This window comes from uncultured Campylobacter sp., assembly GCF_938030785.1.
GTDB lineage: Bacteria > Campylobacterota > Campylobacteria > Campylobacterales > Campylobacteraceae > Campylobacter_B.
Window position 1 is genome coordinate 1 of record NZ_CALHIK010000156.1, and the last position, 19,006, is coordinate 19,006.

Annotated in this window: 26 protein-coding genes and 1 pseudogene; 20 read left to right on the plus strand and 7 right to left on the minus strand. The window is 44.9% G+C overall.

Annotation, left to right across the window (positions count from 1 at the left end; all coding sequences use genetic code 11):
* Positions 1–341 precede the first annotated feature (341 nt).
* The 13 genes from Q0438_RS09135 to Q0438_RS09195 all read left to right on the plus strand — a co-directional run bounded on the left by Q0438_RS09135 (position 342) and on the right by Q0438_RS09195 (position 6,143).
* Complete coding sequence (locus Q0438_RS09135; RefSeq protein WP_299190302.1) at positions 342–803, plus strand: hypothetical protein; 462 nt, start codon at positions 342–344, stop codon at positions 801–803.
* 8 nt (positions 804–811) lie between these two features.
* Positions 812–1,147 (plus strand): hypothetical protein, encoded by a 336-nt coding sequence (locus Q0438_RS09140; RefSeq protein ID WP_297914014.1) that lies wholly within the window; start codon positions 812–814, stop codon positions 1,145–1,147.
* 75 nt (positions 1,148–1,222) lie between these two features.
* Positions 1,223–1,609, plus strand: a complete 387-nt coding sequence (locus tag Q0438_RS09145) for an Imm41 family immunity protein (protein WP_299190305.1) — start codon at positions 1,223–1,225, stop codon at positions 1,607–1,609.
* 4 nt (positions 1,610–1,613) lie between these two features.
* Positions 1,614–2,093 carry an Imm41 family immunity protein gene (locus Q0438_RS09150; RefSeq protein WP_299190307.1) on the plus strand — a complete coding sequence of 160 codons (480 nt, stop codon included), beginning with the start codon at positions 1,614–1,616 and terminating at the stop codon, positions 2,091–2,093.
* Positions 2,086–2,424: a hypothetical protein gene (locus tag Q0438_RS09155; RefSeq protein WP_299190309.1), complete on the plus strand. Its 339-nt coding sequence runs from the start codon at positions 2,086–2,088 to the stop codon at positions 2,422–2,424. The genes Q0438_RS09150 and Q0438_RS09155 overlap by 8 nt, the downstream gene beginning before the upstream one ends.
* Before the next feature lie 32 nt (positions 2,425–2,456).
* Complete coding sequence (locus Q0438_RS09160; RefSeq protein WP_299190311.1) at positions 2,457–3,068, plus strand: hypothetical protein; 612 nt, start codon at positions 2,457–2,459, stop codon at positions 3,066–3,068.
* Positions 3,058–3,465 (plus strand): phytanoyl-CoA dioxygenase, encoded by a 408-nt coding sequence (locus tag Q0438_RS09165; RefSeq protein ID WP_299190313.1) that lies wholly within the window; start codon positions 3,058–3,060, stop codon positions 3,463–3,465. Before Q0438_RS09160 ends, Q0438_RS09165 begins: the two co-directional genes overlap by 11 nt.
* 23 nt (positions 3,466–3,488) lie before the next feature.
* Positions 3,489–4,049, plus strand: coding sequence for a hypothetical protein (locus tag Q0438_RS09170; RefSeq protein WP_299190314.1), 561 nt, complete (start codon positions 3,489–3,491; stop codon positions 4,047–4,049).
* 92 nt (positions 4,050–4,141) lie between these two features.
* Entirely contained in the window at positions 4,142–4,621 is a 480-nt protein-coding gene (locus Q0438_RS09175; protein WP_299190316.1) for a hypothetical protein, read from the plus strand.
* Between the two features lie 49 nt (positions 4,622–4,670).
* A complete protein-coding gene (locus Q0438_RS09180) occupies positions 4,671–4,943 on the plus strand; it encodes a hypothetical protein (RefSeq protein ID WP_299190318.1) in 273 nt (90 codons plus the stop codon).
* Between the two features lie 21 nt (positions 4,944–4,964).
* A complete protein-coding gene (locus Q0438_RS09185) occupies positions 4,965–5,237 on the plus strand; it encodes a colicin immunity domain-containing protein (RefSeq protein ID WP_299190319.1) in 273 nt (90 codons plus the stop codon).
* A 91-nt stretch (positions 5,238–5,328) separates the two neighbouring features.
* Positions 5,329–5,715 (plus strand): phytanoyl-CoA dioxygenase, encoded by a 387-nt coding sequence (locus Q0438_RS09190; protein ID WP_299190321.1) that lies wholly within the window; start codon positions 5,329–5,331, stop codon positions 5,713–5,715.
* Positions 5,716–5,753: 38 nt separating this feature from the next.
* Positions 5,754–6,143 carry a phytanoyl-CoA dioxygenase gene (locus Q0438_RS09195; RefSeq protein WP_299190323.1) on the plus strand — a complete coding sequence of 130 codons (390 nt, stop codon included), beginning with the start codon at positions 5,754–5,756 and terminating at the stop codon, positions 6,141–6,143.
* Between the two features lie 264 nt (positions 6,144–6,407).
* Here Q0438_RS09195 and Q0438_RS09200 read toward each other — a convergent pair whose 3' ends face one another.
* The 7 genes from Q0438_RS09200 to Q0438_RS09230 form a co-directional block, all read right to left on the minus strand.
* Positions 6,408–7,295 carry a hypothetical protein gene (locus Q0438_RS09200; protein ID WP_299190325.1) on the minus strand — a complete coding sequence of 296 codons (888 nt, stop codon included), beginning with the start codon at positions 7,293–7,295 and terminating at the stop codon, positions 6,408–6,410.
* Between the two features lie 15 nt (positions 7,296–7,310).
* On the minus strand, positions 7,311–7,553 hold the full coding sequence (locus Q0438_RS09205) for a GNAT family N-acetyltransferase (protein ID WP_299190327.1): 243 nt from the start codon (positions 7,551–7,553) through the stop codon (positions 7,311–7,313).
* Complete coding sequence (locus Q0438_RS09210; protein WP_299190328.1) at positions 7,525–8,082, minus strand: GNAT family N-acetyltransferase; 558 nt, start codon at positions 8,080–8,082, stop codon at positions 7,525–7,527. The genes Q0438_RS09205 and Q0438_RS09210 overlap by 29 nt, the downstream gene beginning before the upstream one ends.
* A gap of 173 nt (positions 8,083–8,255) precedes the next feature.
* Positions 8,256–8,546 (minus strand): YciI family protein, encoded by a 291-nt coding sequence (locus Q0438_RS09215; RefSeq protein WP_299190330.1) that lies wholly within the window; start codon positions 8,544–8,546, stop codon positions 8,256–8,258.
* A gap of 80 nt (positions 8,547–8,626) precedes the next feature.
* Entirely contained in the window at positions 8,627–9,880 is a 1,254-nt protein-coding gene (locus tag Q0438_RS09220) for a ComEC/Rec2 family competence protein (RefSeq protein ID WP_299190332.1), read from the minus strand.
* Between the two features lie 121 nt (positions 9,881–10,001).
* On the minus strand, positions 10,002–11,429 hold the full coding sequence (gene glnA / locus Q0438_RS09225; protein WP_299190334.1) for a type I glutamate--ammonia ligase: 1,428 nt from the start codon (positions 11,427–11,429) through the stop codon (positions 10,002–10,004).
* A gap of 193 nt (positions 11,430–11,622) precedes the next feature.
* Positions 11,623–12,411, minus strand: coding sequence for a histidinol-phosphatase (locus Q0438_RS09230; RefSeq protein ID WP_299190336.1), 789 nt, complete (start codon positions 12,409–12,411; stop codon positions 11,623–11,625).
* A gap of 70 nt (positions 12,412–12,481) precedes the next feature.
* Here Q0438_RS09230 and Q0438_RS09235 point away from each other — a divergent pair, with 70 nt between their 5' ends.
* From Q0438_RS09235 to Q0438_RS09265, 7 genes and pseudogenes are all read left to right on the plus strand, one after another.
* A complete protein-coding gene (locus Q0438_RS09235) occupies positions 12,482–13,744 on the plus strand; it encodes a peptidase U32 family protein (protein WP_299190338.1) in 1,263 nt (420 codons plus the stop codon).
* A complete protein-coding gene (gene purE, locus Q0438_RS09240) occupies positions 13,741–14,241 on the plus strand; it encodes a 5-(carboxyamino)imidazole ribonucleotide mutase (RefSeq protein ID WP_299190340.1) in 501 nt (166 codons plus the stop codon). Before Q0438_RS09235 ends, purE begins: the two co-directional genes overlap by 4 nt.
* A gap of 434 nt (positions 14,242–14,675) precedes the next feature.
* Complete coding sequence (locus Q0438_RS09245) at positions 14,676–15,074, plus strand: hypothetical protein (RefSeq protein ID WP_299190342.1); 399 nt, start codon at positions 14,676–14,678, stop codon at positions 15,072–15,074.
* A gap of 207 nt (positions 15,075–15,281) precedes the next feature.
* Positions 15,282–16,118: pseudogene (gene glyQ / locus Q0438_RS09250) on the plus strand (glycine--tRNA ligase subunit alpha); the annotation flags it as partial.
* Positions 16,119–16,336: 218 nt separating this feature from the next.
* The gene (locus tag Q0438_RS09255; protein WP_297948997.1) at positions 16,337–17,059 is read left to right on the plus strand and encodes a Nif3-like dinuclear metal center hexameric protein; all 723 of its coding nucleotides are present in this window, start codon (positions 16,337–16,339) and stop codon (positions 17,057–17,059) included.
* Between the two features lie 9 nt (positions 17,060–17,068).
* Positions 17,069–17,776 carry a zinc ribbon domain-containing protein gene (locus Q0438_RS09260; RefSeq protein ID WP_297948996.1) on the plus strand — a complete coding sequence of 236 codons (708 nt, stop codon included), beginning with the start codon at positions 17,069–17,071 and terminating at the stop codon, positions 17,774–17,776.
* A partial coding sequence (locus Q0438_RS09265) for a glycosyltransferase N-terminal domain-containing protein (protein ID WP_299190345.1) occupies positions 17,773–19,006 on the plus strand: 1,234 nt, incomplete at its 3' end. The genes Q0438_RS09260 and Q0438_RS09265, both read left to right, overlap by 4 nt.

Genomic DNA, 19,006 nt, shown 5'->3' on the forward strand with positions numbered 1-19,006 from the left:
ACATCTTACATATAGGCGCTTAAGGCATTTAGTGAAAATGTATTAATCAACCTCCTTAAGATTTTAAACCTTGAGCGCTATAAGGCTTAAGCTAAATTTCTTAAGGTTTGAAACTTCTTAACTCATTTTTGCTTATTATTTAAAGTTTCCTTAAGGGACGACAAATATTTTTATATAGTTTTTTAAAAGACTATATACTGATATTCTGTAATCGAGTGTTCGGGGGAATTCTGAGGGTTGTACAAATTCAACGCAGGACACCACTTTTATTACTAATTAAATTGCAAATTCTATGATTGATCGTTTATATCTAAAAAACCAAAAATAAGTAAGGATATAAAATGAAATTTTTTCTCATCATAATTAGTATATTTCTTTGTATTTATATTGTTCTTTCGATGCTAAGTTTTTCACCTTGTGATATTAACGATATGTTGAGGCAAAACTACAATCGTATGGAGCAAAAATGCAGATTAAAATTGATACGACGGGCTAATAATGGCAACAGCGGGGCGCATAGGCGACTTTTCTATTTTTATGAATTTTATTTTTTAGATAGATATTGTGTAGATAAAAAGGCGCAGCAAGAATTAGACAAAGAAGAGCTAAATTTTATTAAAAAATTTCATTCTGGAAATTTAGATCTATGCACAAATAACGACTTTATAGTTGGCTTATTAAAAGAGTGTGTTTCGAAAGAGGGAAATTTCACATTATGTACCGAGCGGATCGGAAAGGAAAAAGAGATTAATATGGATGAAGTCATACATCTATATTACGCTGATAGAAAGCCGAAAGAATAAGAGATTTCATGAAAAATAAAATTTACTTTATTGCCGCCGCTATAATATTATTTGCGTGGATATTTTATCTATATAAAGAGCAAAGCGCCTCTTGCGATATAAAAGATCTTTTTATGGGCGATTCTGAAATAACAAAAGAGTGCAGGATTGTCATAATAAAGCAATTTGAAAAGAACGGTAACCCGCGCGCATATAAAAGGCTGAGTTTGGTTTATGGAAAAATTTTAAGCGAAAAACCGACAGAAGAGGTTTTAAACGAGCTAGATCAAGAAGAGATAGAATTTTTGAAAAAATTGTATCCCGATTCAAAAATTTTATCTAAAGAGTTGCCAAACAGAAAATAACCGATTTTTATAAACGCAAATTTGCCATAAAGACGGCTAACATTTAATAAAGAAATGAAAAAAGGACGGTGATTAATGGAGTTAGAACTTTTATACCAGAATTTAACGAATTCTGATAAATTCAGCATCAATTCGTTTGTCGGGAAATTTATATATCAAAAAACTTGGTCGGATTGCGACTATTGGGAGTTAGATAAAACTTTAATGCAGATTTTGAGCTTTTATCATAAAAAAACGCTTCCAAGAGAAATTTTCATCGCAATACTAGCGATATTTAATGATGTTATCGGCGTGGAGGACAAATCGGAAATTTATGTAAGCAATATGCTGTGTGCGAAAAACAGCGATGGCGTAGTGCCTAGCATATATGATAGATTTGAAAGATTAAATGTTCTGTGCAATAGCATCGTATTCAAAGAAGAATTTAGCAATAGCGGTTTTTGGTATGCTCCAAAGGATTGATGCAATGAATCTTGTAAATTTTTATAGAAATACCGCATTTGATGATAGATATGATGCAAATTCGTTCATAGGCATGATTTTAGATAATAATCTATGGTCCGATGATGAATATTGGAAATTGGAAGCCGATTTAAAAAAGATTTTGCGGCATTATAAAAACAAAGAGTTGGACCCAGAAATAATGCAGGGCATTATTTCTATCTCTAATGACATATTTTTAAATGGAAGTTGGCGCGATGTGAGCGTAGATGCAAAAAGCGAATGTTTTAAAATGGACGAATATCAAAAAGATACAAAGCCGAATATTTTCGATAGATTTCGTCGTATAAAAAGCCTATTATTGGCGGTTGCATCGGGAGATGAAAATTTTTATAAAATCAAATTTTTCTATAAAAATTGTACGCTGGATTCTTGTGCTAAAAATAGCAAAGACGGTGCGGTAGTTAAAATTCCATTAAAAGGAAATGCGGTTTTAAATGAATAAAAAGACGATTTTAACTATTTTATCGGGAATAGTCGAAGATGGCGATTATATCTCTTTATGGGAGATCGTTTGGGAATTAAATTCTATTAACGTTGCCAATTCGCTTAAAGTGGCGAAAGAAATTTTATTGTTTTTATACGAGCAAGGTTATATAAGATTGTTTAGTTCAAACTGGGGTTATGATACAGAAACGAAAGAGATATGTGATAAATCTGAAATTTTAAATATTTTAAGAGATGATAAAAGTTATGAGCCGGTCGGCGTAAATAGCAAATACTTTTGTGCGACCGAAACGCAGCAAGGAAGAGCTTATTATGCAAAACAATACTAAAATGCGAAAAACAATAGTTTGGACGGTATAAAATGAGAATAAAAGCGCTTGATCTAAATTTAAACCCGTACGCCTATTTCTTTAGTAAAGCGGAAGATTTTAGATTTAAGATTTTTAAAGATTTTCAAGCCGCAAGCGGGAAAAGATTGCTGGATTTTTATGAGCTCGAGGTATTTAGCCTAATGAAAAGCACCGAAGTTTATGAGACCGACTCTATCGCCAGTGCATTAATTCATAATTTTAATTTATGCGATGAGAATGTAAGAGATATTTTAATAATGCTCTTCGGGCAGTTTTATCTAAATAATTTCATAGATACCGACATAAAATATAAAACTAGCGCTAATATAAATTCAAATATGAAAAAATTTGAAGAATGGAAAATTTTAAGAGAAAATTTCTTTTATAATTTAGATAAATTTATAGCCCGCTCATACGAACCTCTAAAAAATTATACTTACGCAGACTGCGCCTTTTGGGAGGAGCCGAATCGGTGGTGCCATCATAATATGTATATGTTTATCACAGAATGCGGCAAAAGATATTATAATGAAATTTTAATTCCGAGCCTCTGCAACAAATACGAACACATAGAGGTTGATACCGACGAAGAAGGAAATGTAACGAAGTGGTATGGAATATAAAATTTGGGAGAATAAAATGTCAATAAAAGAAAGGCTATTGAGAGAATTATGCTGTCTTGCTTCATTGGAATGTCAAGAAAAATATATGCTCAATCCTACAAAAGATAAGTATTTGTTGTGCATAGATTTAATAGAAGACTGTGAGAACGCTTGCAAAATAGCCCTAGCGGAATCAAACAAAATTTATTTCAGTGTAGAGGAACGTAAAGCGATAGTTAAAATGCTAGATAAATTTGCGGAGTGTGACTCAAAATTTTGGGAAGAAGAGGAGAGAGCTTCTATGTCAGACTACGAAGACTTTGTATACCGCAATAACACCTTTTGCGGACTACGCGAGCTAGCTTTAAAAACAATCCAAATTTTTGGTTATGAACTTGACGACTTCGACTATGACTAAAAGCCTTATAAGGAAAATAGAATATGTATAAGCCAATAAAAGAGCTGCTAGAAAAGAGCGGTATAGAATTTAGCGAGGGTTTGAAAGAGAGCGAAATAGACAAAATAGAGCAAATTTATGAGTTTAAATTTCCAAAAAGCCTAAGAGATTTTTTGTCATATACATTGCCTATTTCGGTAGAATTTTATAATTGGAGAGACTTTAGCGATGAAAATATAAAGGAGATAAAGCAAGCTATGAACTACGTCTTTGAGTACTTAAAAAACGATCCTATTGATGAAATTTTTCCAAATGAGAACTATTGGAATACGCAAAAATGGGGTCCGATGCCCGAAGACGGATCTCGCAAGCGAGCCGTTGTACTAGAAGCAGCCAAAATTGCGCCTAAGATTATACCTATATATTCTCATAGGTATATGCCGTGTATTAAATTATCGGATCCGCCGGTCTTATCTATACACTATACCGACGTCATCTATTATGGGAAAAATTTATATGACTACTTTTTGAGGGAATTTAGCAAAAATCCTCTTGAGCCGGTCGGAAAATGCCCGTATGTGCCTTTTTGGTCTGATTTATACTAAAATTTAATAAAGGCAAGTTTGCGTTAATCTACGCTTATTTGATTTTTAGAATTTAAAGAAAATATGCGTTAGCATAGTTAGGGTGGGGAAAAATGATAGAAGCAGTGATTGACTTTGATGAGTTACAAAAAGACAGAAGATATATTGATGAGTGGCATAATTATTGCCCCAAAGAAATAGAGCATAAGTTATACTCCTATCTATCTGAAAAGTTAGCCTTGCCGCTGCGTATCGGTCCTGATGCATTCGCGGACTTCTTTTGGTTTCTACGATTTAAAGAATGGAAAGACTACAGCGAGGAAGAATGGGAGCAATATGAAGATAAGGACGAATGGGAAAGCTATAGCGAATACATCGAAGAAAAAGAAGAAAACTCGAGATATGGGGTAAAAAATAAGCAGGGCGTTCGAGACGATTTAAAGCTAATTTTCTTACATTTCAATGCATTTAAGAAAAAATACAGCGATTTGGCTGAGCAGTTACTCGACGTGATACAATTTACGTTCTCGGAAACCGCTAAATACCCAGATCACGATGACTTGCTTGATATTCAAATAGAAATTCGAAGCTAGAAGAGATTATGAAGCGGCGATGAGAAATGAATTTTAAGGAAAGTAGTGAATGAGACATGGCAATTCGATATTTTTAAATTTGTTCCGTAATTACGAAGATGAATTTGCCGGAGTCGGTCGGTACGACTTTGTAATTTATTTGGAAGAGCTGGTTAGGGGTGGAGAATATGGTATAGCGCTGGAAGATTTTTTAGTTCAAATGTATGAATATGATATAAAAATTTCTTCCAACGACTTAACAATTATAAAAAATTTATGCGAAGGCGTGAATATAGGTAGTGATTTATGGTCGGTTCTAAGCATTAGAGCGGCGGGCGATTAAAAATATACCGAAAGAGGGTCAATGATAGAAGAATATATAAAAATAATAGAGGATTTTTTGCAAAACAGAATCGACGTATTTAAATTTGAAAAGATATATTGGGATAAATTTGTGAATGATAAAAATTTTCCCGATGAATATTATGAGCCGCTTAATAGACTTCTTACTGACATCGATGAATTCGAACCAGACGAAGAGTTGAGGGGTGATGATACAGTAGGCGATTCATTAAGTGAAGAGGATCTAAGGGAGTGTGCGAAAAAGGCTTTAAAACAAATTGCGCTTTTAAAATAGTAGTTTTATAAAATGATAATTTCTGCGAGAATTTAAAAATATATTACGATATAATGCGCGCAAACCTATATCCCAATAAAAGGAAACCCAAATGCAAATTGACGGAAGAGAGATATTCTACAAAGGTAGTCTTATGTTTTATCTATGGCGAATGGCCTCTTTGGAATATCAGGATAAATATATTATTCATCCCACAATCGACGCATATGAGGATCCGTCAGAAATGGCAGAACTTCTGTGCACTGAATGCGAAAATGCTTTATCGGAGCAGTTTAAATTTTGCTTCTTGCCATACGAGAGAGATGCACTAAGAGAACTTTTGGAGCTCATAGATAGATACTTTAAAGATCAAAGCTTACTAGAAGGCATAGGTGAGTATTTGGTATATCACAATAAATCTTGGATAGAGGTCAGAGAATTAGCTTTAAAAACTTTACATATTTTCGGATATGATTTAGGTGACTTTGACCTATATTAAGCCTATGGAGCTAGCACTTAAATAAAAAGGAAACCCAAATGCAAATTAACGGAAAAGAGATATTTAGAAAAAGCGGGCTTATGGTTAATCTATGCCGTATGGCTTCTTTGGAATATCAAGTTGATCATTTAGTGCATCCTGCGGTTGAATATTACGAAAGCCCATCGGAAATAGTAGAATTTTTATATACTGAATGTAAAAATGCCTTATTGGAGCAATTTGAATTTTGCTTCCTGCCGTACGAGAGGGATGCGCTAAGAGAACTTGTGGAGCTTATAGATAAAAATTTTAACGACCGCAGCTTATTAGAGGCGGATGATTACGAATACCTAGTCCATCACAATCCATTCTGGATAGAGGTCAGAGGGCTAGCTTTAAAGACATTGCATATTTTCGGCTACAAACCATATAGCTTTAACTATGATTAGACCCGGATTGAACCTGGTAGAAAATTTATCCTACATATCTTTAATCTGCTGCTATGTCTAAGCGCCTGGGCTTTGCTTGGTTGTATACAGCGAAAATAAAACCGATGCCGCGCAAGCAAATAGTTTCATTCTGGTTGCGCTTAGTTGCGCTACATCATATCGCCGCGTGCCATAACGATACATCTAACGCCGCCAGGCTGTGCTTTAGCCGCTACGTCGCGACGCGCTCTATCGCTGCGCCTTAAATCCTTGCGCCCGAGTCGCCTAGATCATCTTTCCGACGAGTTTTTCTTTAAATTCTTTATAAATTTCAGGCCCTGCGTGTTTGTATTCGCTCGTCAGCTTGTTGTGAAATTCCGCCATATCGCCGCCGCTTTCGCGGTAGAGCTTGATCGCGTTTCGCCTTACGGCGCCGTCTTTTAAGTCGCTATCATAGGCGATGCTCGCGTATAGCGTTCGCGCGCCGTCCTTGATCTCGCGGTAGGCTTCGCAGCCTTTGGCTCTGCCGAGCTTTGCGACGCACGCGGCATAGAGGGCTTGCAGACTCACGCACTGGGGTATCAGCGCCTCCGCCGCGGCAATGTCCGCTTTGGCGATTTTAAAATTTGCAGCCTTTTGTTCCTGTTGTGTAGCCTTCGGCTCCTGCTTAGCGATTTTGGGCTCCTGCTTTGCGGCTTTTACCCCTTGCTTTTGAGTCTTTGGCTCCTGCTTTGTAGCTTTCGGCTCCGCTTTTTGGGCTTTTTTCTCCGCCGTACCGTTTGCTTTGCCTTGCTTTGTGTTCGCCCCTGCGGCGTGCGAGGCTAGACTGATCTTTTCAAATTTAGGATTTTTGCGGTAGTTTAGATTATTAAAGAATTCTATCACGTCGTCGTAAAATTTATCGTTGCTGACGATGCCGATCTTGCCCTCCTGCCCGCAGAGCTTGCCCATCAAAAACACGATGATCTTATCCGCGAAGTCCTTTCTTTGCTTGCCGATCGTAAAAACCTCGCCTATGCTAACGCCCATCTTCGATAGGCGCGCAAGGGTCAAGGCGCCGATCTTTTTGGCGGTGTTGGAGACGATATTGAGCTCGTCGCCCTCTTTGAGATTTACGACGTCAAAGATATTATCGACGTCGATATTTTCGTCGTCTATGATAAAGTGCGTCAAAGTTTTTCCTTTAAATTAAATTTCAATGCCCGCGCTCGCGCAAATTTCATCTCTAAAGCGCGCAAAAGGTCTCATCGCGGGCTGATTTTGCAGATGCTCGCCGATGGGCTTTTGCATCCACGCCATATCGTACCAGCGGCCAAATTTATAGGCGCAGCGCTTGAATCTGCCGACGAAGCGAAAGCCCATGCGCTCGTGAAATCGCACGCTAGCGTCGTTTAGATATTCGTCATCCCCGCAAGCGATGCACGCGTTCATATCTACGATGTTTTGAGCCCTGAGCGCGCTGTAGTGCCTCGTAGAGCAGCCTGCCGATGCTCAGAGCGTGCGCGTTTCGCGATACATAGACCGAGCTTTCCGCCGACCAATCGTATGCCGCGCGCTCTTTGAAAACCGAAGCGTAGGCATAGCCGAGGATTTGATTCGGTTTTAAATTTACGCCGCTTTGCTTTGGCGCGGCGATTAAATTTGCGCCATTTTGTTTCATCGCGGCGTTTGTGCGATCTCGCACCTCGTCTGCGGGCGAAATTTCACCCTCTGTGCCCGCCGCGCTTGCGGAAATTTTAAAATTTTCATCCCGTTCATCGTTTGCGCCTGCCGCCTCGTCGCTTACGTAAGCGAGCAGATAGGGGTATCTTTGCAGCGTTTGCTCGATGCGCTCCGCAAATTCCGCGGCGCCGGGCACGTCATATTCGAAGCTGATCGCCGTTTGCTTTACGTAAGACGCGTAAATTTCAAGCAGTGCCTCCGCATCTTGCGGCGTTGCGAGCCGTAGCTTTATCCGCATAAAATCTCCTTTAAATTTCGCCGTTTTATATAATTTCGGTTTTAAGCTTATCTAAATTTACCGCCGTAATTTGGCTTTTAAATTTAGCGGGAATTTTATCTTGCGCGCAAAACGGCTAAATTTCAGAGGCGTGTTTGAGCGCGTAAATTTTAAAATTTAACCCGCGCGAGCCTCTATTCGCCGAAAAGTCGCCAAAACTCGGGCGCAAATTTCGTCGGCGTAAATTCTATGACCTCGTATTTTGCGACGCCGTTTTGAAAGAACGGATCTTGCGCGATGATCTCATCAAGCTCCGCGCGGTCTTTGGCGTTGATTAAGATGATACCGCCGGTGCGAGGGACTTTGCGCCCCGAGCAGATAAATTTATCCGCCGCAAAAAATTTATCTAAAAATGCGTTGTGTTCGTTGATGAAGCGGTCCGCTTCGCTTGCGTCCTTGACGTAGGTGAGGTTTGCAATAAACATTTTGATCCTTTTGTGAGATTTGAAGCGCGATTTTAGCATAAAATTCCAACGGATAAAATTCCCGCTGGAATTTTCGCGCGCTACGTTATAAAAAATATCGGTGAAATTCCGATTATCGCGCAGCCAAGCGCTGCGTAGCGAAGCTTTATCGCAGCAAGCGCGCAGATGTTTGCGAGCGCGAAAAGAAGCGGCGAAATTTGCGCCTGAAAGCTCGGCAGAGTAAAGTTTAAAAACGCAAGCAGCGGCGTATCGAGCGCGCCGCCGAGCCCGAATAGATGCAAAAATATGCTTAGCGGATAAAAGATTACAAACACGTATCCCAGCGGCATGACGCTAAGCTGCTGTAGCGAAGCGGTCGGGAAGAAATAATAGACCGCCGCGTTCATGCTGAGCCAAACGTAGAGGTTAAAAAGTATGACGTTCTGCCAGAGCTTAAATTTGGGCGCGAAGTGGTGCAAGTAGAGAAAGATATACAGCACGCCGAGGCAGGAGAAATAAAATCCGATCGAAAAGGCCAGGTGCGGGAAAAATGCGAGCAGAAGCGCGATCGTTAGGAAGAGGTTCGTAAATTTAAGTACGTAGAAATTTCGCATCGCTAGGTAAAATCCCACGCAGCACATCGCAAGCGAGCGCAGAAAACTCGGCGTGAAATCAAGCACGAAGAGATATCCGCTCATCAGCACGATCACAAAGACGCTAAGATCGCGCTTAGCGCTGCGGTATGGAAAGTAGCGATCCTGAAAATAGCGATAGATCGGCATCGCGAGCAGAAAGACCGTGCTAAAGATGATGCCCAGATGAAAGCCGCTGATCGAGATGATGTGCGCTATGCCCCAGTTCGTCACGCTGGCGCGGAGCGGTTTTGAAATTTCGGTCGCAAAATACAGCGCGGAGTAAAGATCCGCCGCCATCTCATCTTTGTGCTGAGCGCGAACGAAGCTTATCGCGCGCCATTTTGCCCCGGAGGGCGCAAGCTCGTCTCCGATTTTAAAGCTTGGCGCGTAAAAGCGCTGCTTTAAAAAATCTAAAAATTTTACGTTTTTGGTTACGATGCCGATATTTACGCGCGCGAAGCGGTGAAATTCCCGCCCGAGCCCAGCGGTCGTGTAGAGGGTGAAATCCGCCGTTTTGAGCTTTAGCACCGTGTAGGTGCGGCCGCGCTCGTTGGTTTTGGCGTAGGCGTTTAAAATTTGCGCGTCGTAAAAGGCGTAGTTTTTCTCGCGGAATTCTCTGAATTCATAAAATTTTAGACCTAAGTTTAGCGATAAAATTCCAAGCAAAATGAGCAGAAAGTATAAAATTTCACGTTTGCGGTAAAAGAGTTGAAGCTTCACGGGCGGTATTTAAGTTCGCGCGACGGAATTTTAAAAGCTCACGCGCGGCAAAATTCTAAAATTCCAGGGCTTTATGCCGCCCCGCCTCGTAAAAACCGGGCGGCGCGGCATAAATTCGGTCTTAGCACGAATAGTTCGTAGCAAACTCAAACGGCGTAGGGCGCGCCTCGTAAGGCCAAACCTGCGTTTCAAATTTAAAATGCTGATAGGTCTCGATAAAAAGCTCGCTCATTATCGGGCGCAGATACTCATTATCGCGGATCACCGCCTCTAGGCTGCCGCGAAGCGTGTGCGGAAGCTGCTCGATGCCGCGCTCGCGAATTTCATCTAGGTGCAGCTTGAATAAATTTTCATCCATCGGCCCGACCGGCTCGGTTTTGTTTTTGATGCCGTCGATTCCCGCCATCAGCATCGCCGCGAACGCCAAATACGGGCACGCCGTGCTGTCTGGAAAGCGCATCTCCGCACGCACGGAGTTCTCGCCGCTGCCGTAAGGGATACGGATCGAAGCCGAGCGGTTTTGGCTCGAATAAGTTAGAATGGACGGCGCCTCAAAGCCCGGGATTAGGCGCTTGTAGCTGTTAGTGCTCGGGTTCGTAAACGCCGCGACGCTGCGCGCATGCTTTAGCACGCCGCCGATATACCATCTGGCCGCATCGCTTAAATTTGCGTAGTTGCCCTTTTTGTAAAAGGTATTTTTGCCCTTTTTCCATATCGATTGGTGCACGTGCATTCCGCTGCCGTTATCGCCGTAGAGCGGTTTTGGCATAAAGGTCGCGGTCTTGCCGTTTAGGTGCGCGACCATCTTTACGACGTATTTATATTTTTGCACGTTGTCGGCGGCCTCGACGAGAGTGCCGTATTTGACGCCGATCTCGCCCTGGCCTTGCGCTACTTCGTGGTGACAGATGAAGGTCTCAAGCCCGATCTGTTCAAGTACTTTTAGCATCTCGGCGCGCAGATCGACCATCGAATCGACGGGCTGGACAGGGAAGTAGCCGCCCTTTACGCCCGGGCGGTGGCCGCTATTAAAGCCGTCTTTGTAGTTTTTGCCGCTGTTCCAATGCCCCTCTTCGGTATCTACCTTAAACATCGCGCAGTTCATATCGTCGATGATCTTTACGTCGTCGAAAACGAAAAACTCATTCTCCGGCCCGAAATAGCAGGTATCTCCAAGGCCCGTAGTTTGCAGAAACTGCTCGGCTTTTTTAGCGATCGAACGCGGGCATTTTTCGTAAAGCTCGTTTTTGTAGATGTCGTAAACGTCGCAGATGACGATGATCGTAACGTCCGCGGTGAACGGGTCTAAAAACGCCGTTTGCACGTCGGGCTTTAGCATCATATCGGATTTGTCGATCGGCTGCCACGCCTCTACCGAGCTCGCGTCGAACGGAATTCCGTCGGCGAAGTCCTTCGGTAGGCGCTTGTAGTTGTAGGAGACGTGGTGCCAGGTGCCCTTTAGATCGGTAAATCTAAAATCCACGAACTCGATCTCGTTTTCATCGCAAAATTTAAAAAATTCCTTCACGTCATTAACAAATTTTCCCATATTTTTTCCTTTTTCTCGCCCGTTTCGGGCTAAATTTAACGGCAGATTTTAACATTATTTAGTTGAAATTCGACTTTATTTGCGCCGTTTTGCGCGGTGCAATTTTTAAAATTTTGCACCGCCGAAAATTTTAAAATTTTAAAATTTCTCGCCGCTGCGCCTTTTTAAATTTAAAAGCGGCTACCGTTAAAATTTACGCCAGACTTACAAACTGCCGCTCGCGATTTTTGAAAACAGCGATCTTATCGTAGCCGAACTCGCGCGCTTTGGCGTAAATTTTATCGTAATTTAGCGCCACTTGAGCTACCGAGTGCGCGTCCGAGCTAAGCGTGATCGGCACATCTGCATCCGCTAGCATAGCCAAAAGCGCGTCGCTTGGATAAATTTCATTTGCGGGCTTGCGAAGCCCCGCGGAGTTTAGCTCCACGACGATGCCGCTTTTTTTGATCGCGTTTATCGCGCCGCCTGCCAAAACTCTGATATCTTTTTTCGGAGTAAATTTAAAAATTTTAATCAGATCCATGTGCCCTAAAATGTCGAATTTGCCGCTTCTGCACAGCGCGCAGATCAGCGCAAAGTATTCGCGATAAACGTCGTCTATTTCGCGCCCGCTCCACTGATCTAAAAATTCCTCGTTATCAAAGCCCCAGTTGTTTAAAAAATGCACCGAGCCGATGAGATAATCAATCTTGCGCGCGAAAATCCGCTCATCCATTAGCTCTTTTTTCGTCATAAAATCGACCTCATATCCCAGCCGCACGTCGATCCGCCCGCTAAACTCATCTCGCAGATCCCTAATCGTCCGCTCGTAAAGCTCCATCTGCTCGAAGCTCATTCGGTATTTTTGATCGAAGTTCATCGGCGCGTGATCCGCAAAGCCGAAAATTTCTATGCCTCGTGCGATTGCCGCTTCCAAATACTGTCGCGGCTCGCCGTTAGCGTGGTTGCAAAGATAGGTGTGGTTGTGTAGATCGACCCTCATCGCGCCTCCTTAAATAAAATTTTGGCTAAATTGTAGTAAAATCGCGCTTAAAAAATCACTAGGAATGTATTTGAAAAAACCCGAACTCTTAGCTCCTGCTGGGAATTTAACGAAACTAAAAATCGCCCTGGCTTACGGCGCGGACGCCGTGTATGCAAGCACCGGCTCATTTTCGCTGCGCCAGCGAAGCGCGAAGGAATTTAGCAAGGAAAGCTTTGCGCAGGGCGTCGCGTACGCGCACGAGCGCGGCAAGAAGCTTTATGCGACCGTAAACGGCTTTGCGACCAACGGTCAGCTAGGAAACATCGAAAGGCATTTGGAATTTCTTCGCGATCTGCGCGTAGATGGAATTTTAATCGCCACTTTGGGCGTTGCGAGCCTCGCGCGAGCCGTAGCGCCTGAGATTCCGATTCACATCTCAACTCAGGCTAACGTGCTAAATTATCTGGATGCGCAGGTTTGGGCGGAGCTCGGCGCCGTCCGCATCGTCGCGGCGCGCGAAATGACGCTCAAAGACGCCGTAGAGATCAAAGAAAAAATTCCGAACCTAGAGATCGAAATTTTCGTGCACGGCTCGATGTGTTTCGCATACAGCGGGCGCTGTCTTGTTAGCGCGGTGCAAAGCGGACGCTTTAGCAACCGCGGAAGCTGCGCGAACGACTGCAGATTTAACTACGAGCTTTACGCGAAAAACCCCGAAACCAGCGCGCTTTTCCGCTTACAAGAGCGCGAAGGGGAGGGTACTTTCGTAATGAATGCGAAGGATCTTAGCCTCATTTCGCACGTGCAAAAGATCATGCAAACGGGCGCGATCGACAGCTTTAAAATCGAAGGGCGCACCAAGAGCGAATACTACGTCGCATGCGCTACAAATGCCTACCGCGCGGCGATCGACGATGCCGCGAGCGATAAATTTGAGGCCGGCGTTTACGAGCGCGAGATAGCGACGCTTAAAAACCGCGGCTTTAGCGACGGATATTTGATAAAGCGCCCGTATGAGCGAGAGGATACGCAAAATTTAGACCGCAGCATCGAGCTTGGCACGCATCAGGTCTGCGCGATCTCGCAAGACGGCGAGTTTATAAGCGTCAAAGATAAAATTTTGCCAGGCGAGAGTTATGAAATTTTTGCTCCGCGCGGCTTTAAAATTTGCGCTTGCGATAATGAAATCGGCGAAATTTTTGAGCTTGACGGCAAGCCATATTTAAAATTTAAGAGGCTGCAAAGCCGCAGCGGTAAGGAATTTAGCGAGATTCACAGCGGCAATCTAAATGAGATTAAGCTGCCCGCGAAGCTTGCGGAGTTTTGCTTTTTAAGAAAGGAGATAGAATGAAATTTGTTTCTATAATAATGGGCTCAAAGAGCGATTACGAGGTCGTTTACGAGGCGGCTAAAATTTTAAACGAATTCGGCGCGCCGTACGAGATGATCGTATCTTCGGCGCACAGAAGCCCCGCCCGCACGGCTAAATACGTCGCGGACGCCGAGAAAAAGGGCGCACAGGTTTTCATCTGTGCGGCGGGTATGGCGGCGCATCTTGCGGGCGCGGTCGCTGCGAATACGACCAAGCCGGTGCTGGGCGTCCCGCTCGGTGGCAGCGCGCTTGGCGGTGTAGATGCGCTGTATTCGACCGTGCAGATGCCTGCGGGCATCCCCGTCGCGACGCTTGCGATCGGCAAGGCGGGAGCGAAAAACGCGGCGTATCTGGCGTTGCAAATTTTAGCTCTAAACGACGAGGTTCTAAGCTCGAAGCTAAAGGCGGATCGCGCGGCAAAAGCGGAGACGCTGAAAAAGGACTCCGAGCAGATCGAAGTGCTGCTTGAGGGCTAGGCCTTGAAGGCGCGTGGCGGCGCCCAAGCGCGAGCTTTGCGAGTAAAATTTGACGCTCGAAAAATGTTTAAATTTACGCAGCGTCAAATTTAAACGGCGCGCCATAGGTGCCGCGAGGCTAAATTTTAAAATTTATACTTCGTGCGGGTTTTAAAATTTAAAATCCGAAACCCGCGCAAAATTTAGTAAAATTTGATCGATTTAAAGGAATGAAATGAAAAAGATCGTCGCTCTGTCGCTTGCTTTCGTCGCGCTTTTAGGCGCAAAAGAGATTAAAAGCAAGGAGGTGTTTTTATCGACGCCGCCTCCGTGGATAGTTTGAGGCAATTTTTGAAAGCGAATAAAGAGGAGATCGTAAAGTTAAATTTAAGCTACTGCGCGAACGATAACAGTTTGAAAATTTTAGAAAAAAATGCGAACGAGCGCAAAGGGGCGTGAAATTTAGCGGTATTGCAGAGGACTACAAGCCCACTAAAGACGTTACTATCGAATATTACGGCGAGCATTTCGATCTGGGCGAGGGCTATGACGATGAGTGTAACGCCGCAATCGACGAGGGGCAGATGATCATCGGATATAGCCCGCGCGAGGGCTCGTTTCAAAGCCTTACGCTGCAGGTAGGCGGCTCCGAGCGCGGCAAAAGATATAAGTGGCGGTATTTTTGGGACGAAAAGGCTAGATGCAAGGACGGCGAAGTGCGGCTAGATGGGACGTTTTACGCCACGGACGGCGAGTATCCCGCGGCAAGCGATCTCGGCGATAAGGGAGATTTCGATATATTCGCCCTCGATCCGATCGCGAAAAAATATTTCAAACTGCTGGAGTATAGATAAATTTGCCGCAGCGGGGCTTGCAAAATGAAATTTCGCTAAAATTTTAGACGAGAAAAAAGCTACTTTGTTTCGGTAAATACCGACGAGACGGGCGAATACTCGCCTGAAATTTTGAAAAATTTAAGAGCCGCGAAGAGCCTCTGAGGTAGGCTTTGAAAGGCGCTTGGAAGATAAAATTTAAATTTACATATCGATAAAAGGATAAAAATGACGTTTTCACAGATTATTTTGACGCTTCAAAACTACTGGCACGAGCAGGGCTGCTTGCTCGTTCAGCCCTACGATATGCCCGCGGGCGCAGGCACCTATCATCAGGCTACCTTTTTGCGCAGCCTAGGAAGCAAACCTTGGCGCGCTGCATACGTCGCACCTTCGCGTCGTCCAACAGATGGGCGCTACGGCGAAAACCCAAACCGCCTCGGCGCGTATTATCAGTTTCAGGTGATCTTAAAACCGAGCCCGGATAATATCCAAGAGCTCTATCTAAAAAGCCTAGAGAAGCTGGGGTTGGATCTTAAAAGCCACGATATCCGCTTCGTAGAAGACAACTGGGAGAGCCCGACGCTGGGAGCCTGGGGGCTTGGCTGGGAGGTTTGGCTGGACGGCATGGAGGTGACGCAGTTTACCTATTTTCAGCAGGTAGGCGGCATCACGTGCGAGCTCATAAGCGGCGAGATCACCTACGGGCTTGAGCGCTTGGCGATGTATCTGCAAAACAAAGACGACGTTTACGACATCGTCTGGGACGACAAGGCGGGGCTCGTGACCTACGGCGACGTGCATAAAAGGGGCGAGTTCGAGTTTAGCAAATACAACTTCGAGCTTGCGGACACCGCGATGCTTTTTAATCAATTTGAAAACTGCTTCGGCGAGTGTAAAAGCATCCTAAAGCACGGCCTGGCTCTTCCCGCGTATGATTACTGTATGCTCGCGGCGCACACGTTCAACGTCCTTGACGCGCGCGGAGCGATCTCGGTCACGCAGAGGCAGGATTATATTTTAAAGATCCGCGATCTTGCCAAAAACTGCGCGCTTTGCTACGCAGATCCGCAAAAATATGTCGCGGAGCTTGACGCTGCGGCGTGCAGCGATAAAAAAAGCGGCAAAGACGGCGGCACAGCGGATGAGGGAGAAAAGAGCGAGAAATGCGGCGTTAAAGGGGCTGTCTCGGCGCCCGCTTCCTCCGCAGGCGCAAATTTAAAAAACGCCTGCAGCAAGCAAAACGCCGCAGACAAAGCGGATAAAAGCGCAAAGTAGGATTTATGAAAACGGGCGAAATTTATGAAATTTTAAACGCCGCCGCGCCCTTTTGCGACGCAGAGGCGTGGGATAATAGCGGGCTAATGCTCGGAAACTTGGATGATGAAATTTCAAAAATCTATCTAAGCCTCGACGTTACTAGCGAGCTGGTGCGCGAGGCGGAGGCGGGCTCGCTTTTCGTGGTCCACCACCCGCTGATTTTTAGTCCGCTAAAATCGCTCGATCCGCGGCTTTATCCTGCAAATTTGATCTATGAGATGATCCGCAAAAACATCTCTCTCATCGCGATGCATACGAACTTTGACAAGCACGTTTTAAACGGATTCGTAGCGCGCGAAATTTTAAAATTTGAAATTACGGATGAGCGGGAATTTTTGGTTTTCATGCGCGCGGATTTGAGCTTTGAACAGCTGTGTGCACAGATAAAGCGCAAGCTTGGCATCGAGCATCTGCGTGCCGTAAAGACGAAAAATTTTATCCAAAATATCGCGCTTTGCACCGGCAGCGGAAGCGAACTGAACCAAAGCTTAGGCGTGGACTGCTTCATCACGGGCGATATAAAATATCACGCGGCGCTTCAAAATTTAGAAAACGGCGTGAGTTTGATCGACATAAATCATTTTGAAAGTGAGCGCTATTTTGGGCGCGCGCTCGCACCTTTCTTGCAAAAAAGCGAAATTGAAGTTATAATAAGCGAGCAAAAAAATCCATTTACGTATTATTAAAGGAAAAAGATGAACAAATATTTAAGCCAATTGGTAGAGCTTTGCGAATTCGATAAGCAGCTGGACGGATTTAAGCCTAAAATCGAGGCCGCACAGGAGAAGCTGGGCAAAAAAAGCGGCGAAATTTCAGGTGCAAAGGAACAGATCGAAACTCTAAATGCGGAGATCGCCGAGCTAAAATCTCAAATTTTACAAGCAAACGCGCAACTTAGCGCATTTTCGTCCAAACTAAAAAGCACGGGTAAAAAAAGCGGCGCGGCAAAGACCGAAAAGGAGATCAAGGCCCTTAGCGTCGAAGAGGACATCGCAAAAGAGCAACTCGAGGCCACAAACGAGGAGATCGAAAGGCTGGAAAAGATCGTAGCCGCAAAGGAAGCGCTCGTAAAAGAGCAGAGCGAAAAACAAGAGGCGTTTGAAGCCGAGCTAAAAAGCTTGCAGGAGCAGGTAAGCGCCGAGATGGGCGAGGTCGAGGTCGCTCGCGGCGCGATCTACGCCAAGCGCGATAAGCTAATGCAGGCGATGAACCCAAAAACCGTCTCATTCTACGAAAAGATCCGCAAATGGGCGGGCAACACGGCGGTCTCGCCGGTGCGCAAACAGGCCTGCTATGGCTGCTTTATGCGCATAAGCGACAAGACCTATTCTGCGGTCATCAAAAGCGACGACATCGTAACCTGCCCGTATTGCGGCAGAATTTTATATAAAGAAGCCGAGTGATCTACACCGCCTTGGCGTTTTTGGCGTGGCTCGTCGCTGCGCCTTTTATTTTTATCCTAAGCTTTAAAAAAAAATACCGCACGAGCCTGAAGGCGCGATTTTTTCTATACAAAAACCCTAAATTTAGCCCCGCTGCGGTGCATTTTCACGCTTGCAGCCTGGGCGAGGTAAACGCTCTTGCGCCGCTAATTTCTAAATTTGAGAGCGTCGCGCTTAGCACGACCACGCAGACGGGCTTCGGTGCGGCGCGCGCGCTCACGCCGAACTCTCGCTACCTGCCGTTTGAAAACTGGCTTCCATTTTGGCTTACGGGTAGCCGCGTGCTGGTAATTTTTGAAGCGGAGCTGTGGCTAAATTTGATCCGTACCGCTAAATTGCGCGGAAGCTACGTGATCCTGCTAAACGCGCGCATAAGCGACCGCTCGTACGCGAGCTATCTGCGTTTTAAGCTTTATTATCGCAAAGTGTTTGAAAATATCGATCTGGTGCTTGCGCAAAGCGAGCTTGATGCGGCGCGGCTGAGGGAGCTAGGCGCAAAAAATATAAAGGTCGCGGGCAACGTGAAAAGTGCGAATATCGCCGTTGCGACGAAGGACTATTCCGCCGCGTCCGCAAATAGCTTCGTGCTTACGATCTCAAATACTCACGAGGGCGAAGAGGAGCTTGTTTTATCAAATTTAAACGATTTTATAAAATTTCGCAGTTCGCAAAATATGCCCGAAAAATACCAGCGCACAGCGAGTATCCGCGACGAGACGGACTTGCCTACGGCCGAGCTTCGCGACGAGCAGGGCTCGCCCGAGCCGGTAAATTTAAACGCAGCTTCTTTGAATGCGACGACTTCAAGCGACGCTTCGTCCGCCGTGCCGAATACGGTGCCTTTAAACGGCGCGTCTTTAAATTCTGCCGCACCGAATGCAGCGCTTGCGATCGCCGCGCCGCAAAAGCTAAAAATCATCCTGGCGCCGAGGCACCCTGAGCGCTTCGAAAAGGTATGTGAAATTTGCAAGGCTTGGGCGCGCGAGCACGGGCTTAGCTTTGAACGATTTAGCGAGGGCGCTGGGCTTGAGAGCGATTTTATTTTGCTTGATGCCTTCGGCGAGCTAGCGAACTTTTATAAAATTTCAAACGCCGTGATCTTGGGCGGCAGTTTTTTGCCAAAGATCGGCGGACACAGCCCGATCGAGGCGGCGAGCTTCGGCGTACCGATCATCAGCGGGCGATTTTTTC